General features: G+C 38.7%; 10 protein-coding genes. 3 read left to right on the top strand and 7 right to left on the bottom strand.

What is annotated here, in order from left to right:
• Nucleotides 1–68 precede the first annotated feature (68 nt).
• A complete protein-coding gene (locus ABDV71_RS07040) occupies nucleotides 69–1,943 on the bottom strand; it encodes a DNA topoisomerase IV subunit B (RefSeq protein ID WP_343531736.1) in 1,875 nt (624 codons plus the stop codon).
• A 330-nt stretch (nucleotides 1,944–2,273) separates the two neighbouring features.
• On the opposite strand from ABDV71_RS07040, the gene ABDV71_RS07035 reads away from it, so the two are divergent.
• From ABDV71_RS07035 to ABDV71_RS07025, 3 genes are all read left to right on the top strand, one after another.
• Complete coding sequence (locus ABDV71_RS07035) at nucleotides 2,274–3,623, top strand: APC family permease (protein WP_343531735.1); 1,350 nt, start codon at nucleotides 2,274–2,276, stop codon at nucleotides 3,621–3,623.
• 41 nt (nucleotides 3,624–3,664) lie between these two features.
• The gene (locus tag ABDV71_RS07030) at nucleotides 3,665–4,825 is read left to right on the top strand and encodes an aminotransferase class I/II-fold pyridoxal phosphate-dependent enzyme (protein ID WP_343531734.1); all 1,161 of its coding nucleotides are present in this window, start codon (nucleotides 3,665–3,667) and stop codon (nucleotides 4,823–4,825) included.
• A 416-nt stretch (nucleotides 4,826–5,241) separates the two neighbouring features.
• Nucleotides 5,242–6,489, top strand: coding sequence for a DEAD/DEAH box helicase (locus tag ABDV71_RS07025; protein ID WP_343531733.1), 1,248 nt, complete (start codon nucleotides 5,242–5,244; stop codon nucleotides 6,487–6,489).
• 14 nt (nucleotides 6,490–6,503) lie between these two features.
• Here ABDV71_RS07025 and ABDV71_RS07020 read toward each other — a convergent pair whose 3' ends face one another.
• The 6 genes from ABDV71_RS07020 to rpoC all read right to left on the bottom strand — a co-directional run bounded on the left by ABDV71_RS07020 (nucleotide 6,504) and on the right by rpoC (nucleotide 14,539).
• Nucleotides 6,504–7,616 carry a metallophosphoesterase gene (locus tag ABDV71_RS07020; RefSeq protein WP_343531732.1) on the bottom strand — a complete coding sequence of 371 codons (1,113 nt, stop codon included), beginning with the start codon at nucleotides 7,614–7,616 and terminating at the stop codon, nucleotides 6,504–6,506.
• An 18-nt stretch (nucleotides 7,617–7,634) separates the two neighbouring features.
• Complete coding sequence (locus ABDV71_RS07015; protein ID WP_343531731.1) at nucleotides 7,635–8,363, bottom strand: acyl-CoA desaturase; 729 nt, start codon at nucleotides 8,361–8,363, stop codon at nucleotides 7,635–7,637.
• A 61-nt stretch (nucleotides 8,364–8,424) separates the two neighbouring features.
• The gene (locus ABDV71_RS07010) at nucleotides 8,425–8,922 is read right to left on the bottom strand and encodes a phosphoheptose isomerase (RefSeq protein WP_343531730.1); all 498 of its coding nucleotides are present in this window, start codon (nucleotides 8,920–8,922) and stop codon (nucleotides 8,425–8,427) included.
• A gap of 76 nt (nucleotides 8,923–8,998) precedes the next feature.
• Entirely contained in the window at nucleotides 8,999–9,634 is a 636-nt protein-coding gene (locus ABDV71_RS07005) for a Pr6Pr family membrane protein (protein WP_343531729.1), read from the bottom strand.
• A 43-nt stretch (nucleotides 9,635–9,677) separates the two neighbouring features.
• Nucleotides 9,678–9,986 carry a DUF3467 domain-containing protein gene (locus tag ABDV71_RS07000; RefSeq protein ID WP_343531728.1) on the bottom strand — a complete coding sequence of 103 codons (309 nt, stop codon included), beginning with the start codon at nucleotides 9,984–9,986 and terminating at the stop codon, nucleotides 9,678–9,680.
• Nucleotides 9,987–10,252: 266 nt separating this feature from the next.
• Nucleotides 10,253–14,539 carry a DNA-directed RNA polymerase subunit beta' gene (gene rpoC, locus ABDV71_RS06995; protein ID WP_343531727.1) on the bottom strand — a complete coding sequence of 1,429 codons (4,287 nt, stop codon included), beginning with the start codon at nucleotides 14,537–14,539 and terminating at the stop codon, nucleotides 10,253–10,255.
• Nucleotides 14,540–14,580 lie beyond the last annotated feature (41 nt).

Raw genomic sequence — 14,580 nt, 5'->3', positions numbered from 1 at the left:
TTTAAAGCAGGACATCTTAGCAACTCCAAACAAAGCCATAATTCACTATAAATAATGAGATTACGCCATTATGCAACCTCTAAATCTTCTATCTCTTTTTCTTCGGCGTCTACCTCATCTTTTTCAATACGTAGATTTTTAATGATATGTTGTTGCCTATCGGGAGTATTTTTCCCCATATAATATTCCAATAAGCTCTTAATGGTCTGTTCTTTCAGAATTACAGGATCTAAACGAATATCTTTTCCAATAAACAGGCCAAATTCGTCAGGAGAAATTTCTCCTAAACCTTTAAAGCGTGTAATTTCCGGTTTACCACCTAATTTTGCGATGGCATTTTTACGCTCTTCATCACTATAACAATAAATAGTTTCCTTTTTATTTCTTACCCTAAAAAGTGGTGTTTGTAGAATATAAACGTGCCCAGCCTTTACCAAATCAGGGAAAAACTGCAGGAAGAAAGTCATCATCAACAAACGAATGTGCATTCCATCTACATCGGCGTCTGTAGCAATTACAATGTTGTTATAGTGCAAACCTTCCAAGCCATCTTCAATATTCAAAGCATGCTGCAACAGGTTAAACTCTTCGTTTTCATAAACCACCTTTTTGGTCAATTCATAGCAGTTTAAAGGCTTACCTTTCAAACTAAAAACAGCCTGCGTTTCTACATCTCTTGATTTGGTGATAGAACCTGAAGCCGAATCGCCCTCTGTAATGAATAAGGTAGTTTCATACCTACGCTCGTGGTTACTATTAAAATGCGCCTTACAATCCCTTAGCTTTTTATTGTGTAGAGAAGCCTTTTTTGCCCTATCATTCGCCAATTTTTTTATGCCTGCAATATCCTTACGCTCGCGCTCCGATTGTTTAATTCGGGTTTCTATGGCATCTGCTACATCTTTATGTTTGTGCAGGTAATCATCCAATTCCTTTTTCAGGAAATCGTTAATAAAAGTACGTACCGTTTGCCCCTCAGGTGCTATTCTTTCAGAACCTAGTTTGGTTTTAGTTTGTGATTCGAAAACAGGTTCCTGAACTCTAATCGCTATGGCAGCAATAATAGACGCTCTAATATCTGAAGCATCATAATCTTTGTTGTAATACTCCCTTATGGTTTTTACTACCGCCTCTCTAAATGCCGCTTGGTGCGTACCACCTTGAGTGGTGTACTGTCCGTTTACAAACGAATGGTAGTCTTCGCCATATTGCTGACCGTGAGTCATCGCTACCTCAATATCATGTCCTTTCAGATGGATAATTGGATAACGAATTTCTTCCGGCTTGTTTTCCCTCGAAAGCAAATCGTATAGACCTCTTTCCGAGAAATATTTTTGGTTATTGAAATTAATGGTCAACCCCGTATTCAGGAAAACGTAGTTCCAAATCATGGTTTCTACAAAATCGGGAATATAACGGTAGTTTCTAAAAATAGTTTCATCAGGGTGAAAAGTAATGGAAGTACCATTACGTTGTGTAGTTTCAACTTCTGGATGCTCAAGTGTCACCAAGCCTTTACTAAACTCCACACGTTTAGTTTTACCATCACGGTAACTTTGCACCACAAAAATAGTAGAAAGTGCGTTTACCGCTTTGGTCCCTACCCCGTTCATCCCTACCGATTTTTGGAAAGCACTGCTATCATACTTACCCCCGGTATTCATTTTAGAAACACAGTCAATTACTTTACCCAAAGGAATACCTCGGCCGTAATCCCTGATGATTACCTTGTGCTCATGCAAACTAATGTCAATGGTTTTTCCGGCCCCCATCATAAATTCATCAATAGAATTATCAATGATTTCCTTTAACAAAACATAAATACCATCATCCTGTGCGGAACCATCGCCCAGCTTACCAATATACATACCTGGACGTCTGCGGATGTGCTCTTGCCAATCTAAGGACTTAATACTGTCTTCGTTATAGATAGGTTCTGCCATAATACTGTGTTTTACGTGTGGATTGCTTCGAAAATAAAATAAGCCATACAAATTTAATCAATTTCAGCCGTTTTTATCGGCTAGATTTCCACATTTGAACAATCCACTGACCATTTGGTATTTTTTTGATGACGGAATTGCTGAGCGGTATTTTATTGTTAAATTGTGCTTCGTAAATAGCTTGCCTATAAACCCGTCATACTGACCACGAAGTAGCTGTGAAGCAAATTTATTTCAACGTCAGCTAAAACAGATCCTGAAACGAGTTCGGGATGACGAAACAACGAAGGCCTAGCACTACAAACTAAACCAACAAACTAAACTATTTCAATGAACCCAGAGAAAAAACAACTTTCGCTTTTCGACCTTTCCATGATTGTGGTAAGCCTAGTGATAGGGATGGGTATTTTTAGAACTCCCGTAAATGTTGCCGCCAAAGCCCAAATCCCAGAACTCTTTTTTCTAGCTTGGATCATAGGCGGTTTTGTAGCCCTTTGCGGCGCATTAACCTATGCCGAAATTGGTTCCCGTTACCCGGTTACCGGAGGTTATTATAAGATTTTTTCCGTATGCTACCACCCTTCTATAGCCTTTGCCATCAACTGTATTATTGTAGTGAGCAATGCGGCCTCGGTTGCTGGAGTTTCCCTAATTGGTGCAGAATATTTGAATAAGGCACTTTTCCCCGTGGAGATGCAAACCAATGATCATCGCATTCTTATTGGATTAGTGAGCATCATCATCTTTTACACCATCAATCTATTGGGATTAAGAACCAGCTCCAGAACACAGAATGTACTCACCATGATTAAATTGGTGATGGTAATTACTTTAATTTGTGCCATTTTCTTCGGTGGACAAACCCAGCAACTACCTTCCGTTTTTAATACTGCAGATGGATTGCCGGCAACTTGGAGCGATTATGGGAAAGCACTGGGGATTTGTTTAATTGCCGTATCCTTTAGTTTTGGAGGCTATCAGCAAACCATCAACTTTGGTGGCGAAGCGAAAGAAGCCAAAAAGGTAATTCCGCGTTCTATCTTGGTTGGTTTGGGCATTATCATTACCCTCTACATGGCTATTAATTATGCCTATGTAAAAGTAATTGGTTTCGAGCAGTTAAAATCGGCACAAAGTATTGCAGCAATTCTTGCAGGACAGATTTTTGGTCCAACAGGTTTTACCATTCTTTCGGTACTGATATTTCTTTCCGTATTGGGCTATGTAAACGTTAACCTATTGAGCAACCCAAGAGCCATGTATGCCATGGGTGAAGAAAAAGCATTGCCTCAAATTTTCACTAAAAAAACCAAGAAAAATGATGTCATGGTGGTTAGCCTTACCGTGTTTACCATCCTATCCATCATTACCCTATTTTACGCTAAAACTTTCGACAAAATTTTAAATTATACCATCTTCATGGATGGTGCAGGCATGATATTCTCGGCCGCCACAATTTTCTATCTACGTAAAAAAACAGCGCATCTGGATAAGAACACGATTTACACCATGAAGTTTTATCCCTTAATGCCTATCATTTTTATCGCGGCATATTTGTTTGTAGCCATCAGCATTTACAATGACGACTCGGAAGCCGCATTAAATGGTATTTACATTTTCTTGGGATTTGTAGCCATTTATTTCATCAATAAATTAATTAATAAAAGTAAACCTGCGTAACGCTGTTTTCACTTTTTACTTTCAACTTTTAACTTAGCAAGGTGGATATTTCGTACATTTTAAATGAGCTTGGCGAGGAAAGAGGGGATTATTTCAATGCCATTGCACCGCCCATTATCCAAACCAGCAATTTCAAGTTCAACACCGTTGATGACTTTAGGAATGCTCTGGCAGATGAGTATCAAGGTAATCTTTACTCAAGAGGCTTTAATCCAACCATTGATATTTTAAGAAAGAAACTTGCCGCGTTAGACGGTGCAGAAGATGCCTTAGTTTTTGGCAGTGGCATTGCTGCAGTAACCGTTCCTGTTTTGGCTCTGCTAAGTAGCGGCGATGAAGTAATATGTGTAGAAAATCCTTATAGTTGGACTATTAAATTATTCAACGACTTTCTCCCAAAATTTGGAGTAAAAACCACTTTTGTTGATGGAAGCGATACCTCAGCAATTGAAGCGGCCATCACGCCACATACCAAACTGATTTATCTAGAATCGCCCAATACTTTCAGTTTTGATGTACAAGATTTGGAAGCTATTGCTAGCTTAGCAAAAGCCAAGGGAATTATCACCATGATAGACAACAGCTACTGCTCACCACTTTACCAACAACCTATTGCCTACGGAATTGACTTGGTAGCACAATCAGCTACTAAATACTTGGCCGGCCATAGCGATGTGATGGCTGGTGTGGTTACGGGCAAACAGGAATTGATCAAACGAATTTTCGAGAAAGAATATATGAATATTGGGGCTTCTTTAGCGCCTCAAAATGCTTGGTTATTATTACGCAGTTTACGCACCTTGCCTATCCGTCTAGAAAAAATTACGGCAAACGCCAATAAGGTCATTGAGTACTTGGAACAAAATCCCAAAGTTGAAAGCGTGCTACACCCATTCAGTAAAAACAGCAAACAGCTTGATTTGGCCAAAAAGCAAATGAAAGCCTGCGGTGGTCTGTTTAGCATTACCCTTAAAAACCCTAGTTTAGAAAAGATAGAAATCTTTTGCAATAGCCTAAAACACATCTTAATGGCAGTATCATGGGGTGGTTACGAAAGCTTGATCATTCCTGCTTGTGCTGGTATTAGTAAATCCAACTTCGATGTTAATAATCCAAGGCACATCTTAATTAGGATTTATGTAGGCTTGGAAGAACCTGAGTATTTGATTAACGATTTCGAACAGGCTTTTGAGAAAGTTTAGCGTTATACAAAACCTAAATGCTTTTGTTAATTAAACCCGATTGAATTCCCTGCCTGCGATAGGCAGGGAATTACTTTTTAAGTTTGTCTGTCATCCTGAGCGTAGCGAAGAATCTCTTATGACATAGCATTGGAGAGATAGATTCCTCATTCCTCGGAATGACAGCACAAAAGTTAAAACAAAAAGTGGGGTTACAAATGCCAGAAAACATTGCCAAACCTTTCCAAAAAACCTAAAAAACAACTACAACCAAAAATTTCGCTATCTTTGCCGCTCGAAGCTGAATTTCTTTAATCATTTAAAGCAACTCGAAAGTTAGTCCTTCAACAAATGATTGTTCTAGCTTCTTCGATAAGTAGACGAACTTTCTTAAGGTCGTTTTACTTTTTACTATTAAAATTTTTACTATAAAAAAGATGTTGTTTTCACAATTAAGGCTTATTGAGCCTATATTAAAAGCTGTTGAGTCCGAGGGATATCAAAACCCGACCCCCATACAGCAAAAAGCTATTCCTAGTATCTTAAAACTAAAGGATTTACTAGGCTGTGCACAAACAGGTACCGGAAAAACGGCCGCCTTTGCCATTCCCATGTTGCAGATTTTGCACATGAGGCACTTGAAGACCAACAAAAAAGCCATTAAGGCTTTGGTTTTAACACCCACCAGAGAATTAGCTATTCAAATACAGGAGAGTTTTAGCGTTTATGGCAAGAACCTTCCCGTTAAAAACGCCGTGATTTTTGGAGGTGTAGGGCAGCAACCACAAGTAGATGCACTAAGAAAAGGTGTGGATGTTTTGGTAGCTACCCCTGGAAGACTATTGGATTTAATGGCACAGGGCCATGTCAACCTAAGTGAACTAGAGATTTTTGTATTGGATGAAGCCGACCGTATGTTGGACATGGGCTTTATTAACGATGTTAAAAAGATAGTAAGCAAATTGCCGCAAAAAAGACAAACCCTATTTTTCTCCGCTACGATGCCACCCGAAATCGAGAAGTTGGCCAACACCATTTTAAAAGACCCCGTAACGGTAGAGGTTACCCCTGTTTCTTCTACGGCTGATACCATTAACCAATCGGTTTATTTTGTAGACAAGCCTGATAAAAGGAAACTTTTAAAACACTTGCTCGATGAGCTTAAAATAAACCATACCTTGATTTTTACGCGTACCAAGCACGGAGCAGACAGAATTGCGAGAGACTTGATCAAAGACGGTATTAAAGCGGCCGCCATTCACGGAGACAAATCTCAAGGGGCCAGACAGCGTGCCTTAACGGAGTTTAAAGACAGAACTTTAAGAGTATTGGTAGCCACGGATATCGCCGCCAGAGGAATTGATATTGATGATTTAACATACGTTTTCAACTATGACCTACCTAACGTACCCGAAACCTACGTCCACCGAATTGGTCGTACAGGTAGAGCCGGTGCCAATGGAAATGCCATTTCGTTTGTTGATGCAGAAGAAAATGAATACCTGATTTCCATCCATAAACTGATTAAAAAGGTAATTCCCATTGTAGAAAATCATCCTTATCCTCTAAGCTGGAAAAGCATGTTAGCAGGTAAGGAAGTACAGCGAAAACCTCAAAAAGATTCTAAAGGGAATAAAGAGGGTGCTCATAACAAGAAGAAAAAGTTCCACAAGAGCAGAAGATAATTTAAAAAAGCCTATTAATTAACTTTAATAGGCTTTTTATTACCCGTTAAGTCTATTTTGTGCCAGTTTCCTTTTTCAAACAAAGCACCTTCATGATGACCTTCGTGCTGGTTAACATCAACACCCAGTACCTTGCCCCCGTAATAAAACCCTACGTTTGATTCGATGATGGTATGGCCAACAATAATTTGTTTTACCTGATATTGGGTCAATGTTTGATCTACAACAGCTTCTTCAAGCGCTGGTTTTTTAAAATAACCTCTAAACCAAAACAAGCCTTCCGTACTGCTAAAAATCTTAAGGATTTTATCATCCTTAACCGTATTCTTCAAGTCTTTCCAACCAATATAAGGTTTTGAGATAGCATTGATTTGTTCTACCGTTAACTTTAAATCGTTAATTTCTGGGGAAACACCACCATGTAAACATAAGTTATCACCAATTTTTTCGATCAGGTTCTTACTTCTTAACCATCTACCCAATTCCGTATTTTCATCGTAAAGATTCATGTATGACTGGCCCATAGCTTCGGCAGCAGCCAAATACTTTTTGTCTAAATATTTAAGGTTACCTGCTAAGTTCATAATATCATGATTCCCTAATATGGTGTGTACATAGCCCCCTTTTACTTTAGCTGCCTCCTCCAATTTATACAGTAACCATAAAGTAGCAGGCACATCCTTTCCCCTATCGAATAAGTCACCACAAATGACCAAATGCCCTTTACCAAAAATCCATTCATATTTTTTATTGATAACTTTGTTGGCCAATAACAGGTTTCTTAAAGCATCAAACTCACCCTCAATATCCGACAAGAACAATAGCTTATCAGGCTGTGCCCATACACTCGGCTCCTGCACTATAGAAGATTTTAACTTTACCTCAAAATCTTTTTCCATAGCATTAGAAAACTTCACCTTTAGAACCAGTTTTTGTTTTTCCGATAGTTTATAGGATTTTTCAGTCGCCGATACTTTATGTTGAGCATGAACAACCTCCTTCACCAAAAGCTCGTCACCTTTATAAAGCAGATAAGGGCCATCAAAAAAATTCTTTAAGGTATCTTGAGCATTAACATTAGCCATTGAAAATAATAGGATGGCGATTGGTAATATCAATCTTATCACGACAATCAAAATTAGGTGCTAAACTTTTCTTAATTTAATGATACGCAACCAGTGCATAACTTTCATCATAGGGTAGGTTGGATCAAATTCCCACCAACGGGTAGCAAAATTCGGCGAATTTGGCCTTTTGTGATGATTGTTCTGAAACAACTCTCCCATCAATAGAAAATCCCAAGGCAAAGAATTTTTGCTATGGTCATCATTATCATGGTTAGAATAACCATATTTATGTCCGCACCAATTTACAATAGCGCCGTGAATTGGTCCCATTAAAAAATGGATAGGCAATAGTAAGAACATCCACCATGAGGTAGCAAAAGTTACATAAAACCAAATGTAGAATAAGCCGCAGACAATACGCCACAACCATGAATCTCCTATCCTATCAATAATAGGCCATTCCGGATAATTACCCCTAAAAGCTGGCTCAGGTTCTATTTTATGCAATAGGTAAGCTAAATACATATTTTTAGTAGCGACCATCATTCCAAAAACGTCCTTAAAAAAATGTGGCGAATGCGGATCTTTCTCCGTATCGCTATAAGCATGATGCATACGGTGCAAAATGGCATAAGCTCTAGGATTTAAGAAAGAAGAACCTTGTGAAATAAGCAACAGTAGGTAAAAAAAACGTTCCCAATATTTATTCATCTTAAACATTTTATGCGATGAATAGCGGTGTAGAAAAAAGGTTTGGCTAAACAATGATAAGAACCAATGAGCCAGAAAGAAATATAAAATAATCATACAAAGGGGCAAGAATGGTACAGCTTGCCATAAAATTTAATTTAATTAATAATGGACAGGATTATCTCCCGAAATCGTCCTGGACACGTACAATATCATCTTCGTCCGAAGGGTTGCTAACATCAGTGTGTTGCCATATTTCGGCCACCACACCCCAATCATCTAAGCCAATCAAACGATGACGCTCACCTTGGTGCAATTTAATTTGCTGGTTGGGCGAATAGGCCTTTAACTCACCCTCTTCATCGGTTTCGCTGGTTTTAATGCCAACAGTACCAGTAACCACTTGCCAAATTTCGGCCCTGCGATGATGGTATTGCCACGACAATCTCGAATTTGGAGCCACAATTAAAATTTTTGGGCTTAACTTTCCACCTATCTTTAACGTGTCTACATCTAGTCCATCAAAATAAGTATCGGCAAACTGCTGTGCCTGTGCCTCATCTATTACAAAAAAACCGCCCCAAGGTCTGGTATCGTCTACATTTGCAATGTTAAAACCCTCAAGTTTTAAGCGTTGTGCTACGCTATCAAAAATATCTCGCTTTTGAGTATCCATAAAGTTCAAAAATAACAGTTAAAAACTAAAACAAGCATAATATCAAGTAGTTTTGACAAATAACCTAAAATTAGCTCTAAAGAGGAAGCTTTTTGGCCTGACGTTTACCAATGGCTATAAAGGCAAGAAATAGGATGACGAATAACAACGTAATGAATATACAGTTCAAAATAACCTGTTGTAATCCTAGTTCCGTAACGTTTAAAAATGGGTAAGGATAAAAATTGACGTAAGAACCTCTAATAAGCACAAAAGAAATATAGATCAAGGGAAAAACCAACCATCCCCAAACGTTTGCCCATTTCAATTGATGTTTGGGCACAAAATAAATCCAATAGATCAGAAATAGAATGGGAACAATTACATGAAGCAACTCGTTTAGTACAATTGCCCAACCACTTAACATCCATAAAAACCTTAAAACAGTGTTGTAAACCAATGCAACTACGGTAATATAAATTGTAATAGCTGTGACCACACTTGGCTTTTTAAAGAACCTACCGAAAGCAGTTTGGGGCATTAGCAGTATTGCTGTTGAACATAAAGCCACCAACAAATTACTGTCAATGGTAAAGTAGCTAAAAAACCTGACCAGTAATTCGCTGCTAGCAGCCACTCCACTATTAATATGCAAATAAAATTGAAAGATAAGGGTAAACCAAGCGGTTACCATTAGCAAGCCTAAATATACTTTCTCTTTTTGCTTCATCATATTCCATAAAAAAGCCACTTACTAGTGCAAGCGGCTATTCTTTTTAAGCTTGGGCAGTTGGCCCTCCAAATCCCATTGGGAATGGAGTTTCGTCTTGCGTTTTAATACGCCCGTGTGCCGCTTCAAACTTTTCAATATTGTCTTGCATGGCATGCATTAAGCGCTTGGCATGCTCTGGCGTTAAAATTATCCTCGATTTTACCTTTGCTTTCGGAATCCCTGGCATTACCCTTATAAAATCTAGTACAAACTCGGTGTTCGAATGCGTAATAATGGCCAAATTTGAAAAAATACCCTCGGCTATCTCTTCGGACAATTCTATATTTAATTGATTTTCGTTCTGCTGTTCCATATAAACAAAGCTAATACTTTAATTTAAAAGTGCTAAGCTTCTTCAAAAATGTTTCTGTCATTTACATCTCTTATTAGCATTAAGTTTGGTCAACTAAACAATGTATATAGCAAAGTACGGGCTAACATAGAGACTTCGGAAGTATCTCAACAAGTAAACCCTTTAAGTTCATGCAGCATTTACAAATGAATATTTACCTCCATAAAAAAATCCCTAGCGAAAACGCTAGGGATTTATATCGGTATTGCTTTTTAGAATTGCTTCTATTAAGCCTCTACTTCTTCTTGTTTTGAAGCCAATAGCTTGTCGTACTCTTCTTGAGAACCTACAATGATACGCTCGTAGCCACGTACGCCAGTACCTGAAGGAATCAAGTGACCAACAATTACGTTTTCTTTCAAGCCTAACATTTTGTCTTTCTTACCTGCAATAGCAGCTTCGTTCAACACTTTTGTAGTTTCCTGGAATGATGCCGCAGAAATGAACGACTTAGTACCTAATGAAGCACGAGTGATACCTTGTAGTACTGAACTAGCAGTAGCTGGCTTAGCATCCCTTACTTCAATTTGAGCCAAATCTTGACGTTTCAATTGAGAATTCTCATCTCTTAATTTACGTAAAGAAATAATCTGACCAGGTTTTACAGTAGTCGAATCACCTGCTTCAACAACAACTTTTTTATCGAAGATTTCGTCATTCTCATCCATAAAGTCCCAACGGTCAACAGAGTCATTTTCAAGGAAACGGGTATCTCCAGGATCTTCGATATGTACCTTCTGCATCATTTGGTGTACAATTACTTCAAAGTGCTTATCGTTGATTTTCACCCCTTGTAAACGGTAAACCTCTTGGATACCATTTACTAAGTATTCCTGTACAGCTGCTGGGCCTTTGATTGCCAAGATATCCGCTGGAGAGATAGAACCATCTGACAATGGCATACCTGCTTTCACGAAGTCATTATCCTGTACCAAGATGTGTTTAGATAATGGCACTAGGTATTTCTTAACCTCACCATCTCTAGACTCGATAGTCATCTCACGGTTACCACGTTTGATACCACCTAAAGTTACCACACCATCAATTTCAGTAACAACTGCCGGATTTGAAGGGTTACGAGCCTCGAATAACTCAGTTACACGAGGTAAACCACCCGTAATATCTCGGGTTTTACCTGTAGCACGAGGAATCTTAACCAATACCTGACCACTTTGTACAGCATCACCTTCATCAACCGCAATGTGTGCTCCTACCGGAATGTTGTAAGTTCTGATCAACTCGCCCTTTTTGTCCAACACCTTGATAGAAGGGTTTTTGGTTTTATCACGGGTATCGATAATTACTTTTTCACGGTGACCAGTTTGCTCATCAGATTCTTCACGGAAAGTTACACCTTCAACAATAGCGTCGAATTCGATTTTACCCGCAAATTCTGAAATGATAACCGCGTTATATGGATCCCAAGAAACAATCTTATCACCTTTAGCAACTTTATCACCTTCTTTTACATACAAGAATGCACCATAAGGAATATTGTTGTTTACGATTACCTTGTTAGTTCCTGGCTCAATAATTCTGAATTCACCTGAACGACCTAAAACGATATCAATTACACCATCTTCAGTAGTAGTTTGTACCGTACGTAAGTTTTCGAATTCAATTATACCATCAAACTTAGCGTTGATTTGAGATTCGTTGGCAATGTTAGATGCCGTACCACCCACGTGGAAAGTACGAAGTGTCAACTGTGTACCCGGCTCACCGATTGATTGTGCGGCAATTACACCTACAGCCTCGCCTCTTTGAACACGTTTACCTGACGCTAAGTTACGTCCGTAACACAATGCACAAACACCACGTTTGTTTTCACAAGTTAATACAGAACGGATCTCGATACCTTCTAACGGAGATTCTTCGATTGCCTTAGCAACATCTTCGTCAATATCTTGACCTGCACCTACCAATAATTCACCGTTTAATGGGTTGTACACATCATGTAATGAAGTACGTCCCAAAATACGCTCATATAAAGGCTCAACAATGTCTTCGTTATCTTTCAATGCTGTAGTGTACATACCTCTTAAAGTACCACAGTCTACATCATTAACAATCATATCTTGCGCTACGTCATGCAAACGACGAGTTAAGTAACCCGCATCTGCTGTTTTTAACGCCGTATCCGCCAAACCTTTACGGGCACCGTGAGTAGAGATAAAGTACTCTAATACAGATAAACCTTCTTTAAAGTTCGATAAAATTGGGTTTTCGATAATCTCACCACCAGAACCTGATTTTTGAGGTTTAGCCATCAAGCCCCTCATACCCGCCAACTGACGAATCTGCTCTTTAGAACCACGGGCTCCTGAGTCAAGCATCATGTAAACAGAGTTGAAACCTTGATTATCTGATGATAACTGATTCATTACAAACGTAGTTAAACGGTTGTTGATACGAGTCCAGATATCGATGATTTGGTTGTAACGTTCGTTGTTGGTAATGAAACCCATGTTATAGTTGTTTCTTACCTCCTCAACCTCGTTGGCAGCTTGTTCCAATAAAGTGTGTTTCTCTACCGGAATATTTACATCTTGTAAGTTGAACGATAAACCACCACGGAATGCACTTTGGAAACCTAATTCTTTGATATCATCCAAGAATTTAGCCGAACGAGCCATACCGGTCATTTTCACTACTTCACCAATAATATCTCTTAAAGATTTTTTGGTCAATAGTTCGTTGATGTAACCAACTTCTTCCGGTACCATTTGGTTAAATAACACACGACCTACTGTAGTTTCAATTAACTTGTTTACAATAGAACCATCTGCTTCTTTAACGTTAGCTTTAACTTTGATCCAAGCGTGTAGATCTACTCTCTTTTCGTTATAGGCAATAATTACCTCCTCCGCAGAGTAGAAATTCATATCCTGACCTTTTACTACTCTCTTATCATCGGTTCTACGGCCTTTAGTAATATAATAAAGACCCAAAACCATGTCTTGAGAAGGTACTGTAATAGGTGTACCGTTAGCAGGGTTAAGGATATTGTGCGCTGCCAACATCAATACTTGGGCTTCCAAAATTGCAGCATTACCTAATGGTAAGTGAACTGCCATCTGGTCACCGTCAAAGTCGGCGTTGAACGCGGTACACACTAATGGGTGTAATTGGATAGCTTTACCTTCTACTAATTTAGGTTGGAAAGCCTGGATACCTAAACGGTGAAGTGTAGGTGCACGGTTTAGCAACACTGGATGTCCTTTCAACACGTTTTCAAGGATATCCCAAACTAGAGGGTCTTTTCTATCAACAATTTTCTTAGCTGATTTTACGGTCTTAACAACACCTCTTTCAATCATCTTACGAATAATGAACGGTTTGTAAAGCTCGGCAGCCATATCTTTTGGTAAACCGCATTCATGTAATTTAAGGTTTGGACCTACAACAATTACCGAACGAGCAGAATAATCCACACGTTTACCTAATAAGTTTTGACGGAAACGACCTTGTTTACCTTTCAAGATATCTGAAAGTGATTTCAAGGCACGGTTACCTTCAGTTTTAACAGCGTTTACTTTACGTGAGTTATCGAACAACGAGTCAACAGCTTCCTGCAACATACGTTTTTCGTTACGTAAAATAACCTCTGGTGCTTTGATCTCGATCAAACGTTTTAAACGGTTGTTACGGATAATCACACGACGATATAAATCGTTCAAATCTGAAGTTGCGAAACGACCACCTTCCAATGGAACTAATGGACGTAACTCTGGTGGAATAACTGGAACGATTTTGATGATCATCCACTCTGGGTTATTCTCGATATTCTCTCTTGAGCTACGGAAAGCCTCAACTACTTGAAGACGTTTTAACGCTTCGTTTTTACGTTGTTGAGAAGTTTCGTTAGCTGCTTGGTGACGTAAGTTATAAGATAAGCTATCTAAATCAATACGTTTCAATAAATCTTCTAACGCTTCTGCACCCATTTTGGCTACAAATTTATTAGGATCTTTATCGTCTAAATATTGGTTCTCTTTAGGTAATTTATCTAAAATATCAAGGTACTCTTCTTCAGTTAAGAAATCCATGAATTGGATACCTTGCTCAGCCATTAAACCTGCTTGGATTACTACATAACGCTCGTAGTAAATGATCAAGTCTAATTTTTTGGTTGGCAAACCTAAAAGATAACCGATTTTGTTAGGCAAAGAACGGAAATACCAGATATGCGCTACAGGAACTACCAAATTAATGTGTCCCATACGCTCTCTACGCACTTTCTTTTCAGTTACCTCAACACCACAACGGTCGCAAACAATCCCTTTGTAACGGATACGTTTGTATTTACCGCAATGACATTCGTAATCTTTTACCGGGCCAAAAATACGCTCGCAGAACAAACCATCACGTTCTGGTTTGTAAGTACGATAGTTAATGGTTTCTGGCTTTAAAACTTCACCACTTGAACGCTCCAAGATATTCTCCGGAGAAGCCAAGCTAATGGTAATGGAAGTGAAGTTACTTTTTAATTTATTATCCTTTTTGTAAGACATATTTCTTTCTTTAATGATTGAAGGATTGAGTGATTGAATGA

It is taken from the genome of Pedobacter sp. (genome assembly GCF_039594775.1).
GTDB lineage: Bacteria > Bacteroidota > Bacteroidia > Sphingobacteriales > Sphingobacteriaceae > Pedobacter.
This window is presented reverse-complemented; position numbering and strand designations above follow the sequence as displayed.

Bases quoted from the DNA above. Each gene is read 5' to 3' on its own strand.
- ABDV71_RS07035 (WP_343531735.1), top strand. From the start codon at position 2,274: ATGAACCCAGAGAAAAAACAACTTTCGCTTTTCGACCTTTCCATGATT.
- ABDV71_RS07000 (WP_343531728.1), bottom strand. From the start codon at position 9,986: ATGGAACAGCAGAACGAAAATCAATTAAATATAGAATTGTCCGAAGAG.
- ABDV71_RS07010 (WP_343531730.1), bottom strand. From the start codon at position 8,922: ATGGATACTCAAAAGCGAGATATTTTTGATAGCGTAGCACAACGCTTA.
- ABDV71_RS07005 (WP_343531729.1), bottom strand. From the start codon at position 9,634: ATGATGAAGCAAAAAGAGAAAGTATATTTAGGCTTGCTAATGGTAACC.
- ABDV71_RS07015 (WP_343531731.1), bottom strand. From the start codon at position 8,363: ATGATTATTTTATATTTCTTTCTGGCTCATTGGTTCTTATCATTGTTT.
- ABDV71_RS07025 (WP_343531733.1), top strand. From the start codon at position 5,242: ATGTTGTTTTCACAATTAAGGCTTATTGAGCCTATATTAAAAGCTGTT.
- ABDV71_RS07040 (WP_343531736.1), bottom strand. From the start codon at position 1,943: ATGGCAGAACCTATCTATAACGAAGACAGTATTAAGTCCTTAGATTGG.
- rpoC (WP_343531727.1), bottom strand. From the start codon at position 14,539: ATGTCTTACAAAAAGGATAATAAATTAAAAAGTAACTTCACTTCCATT.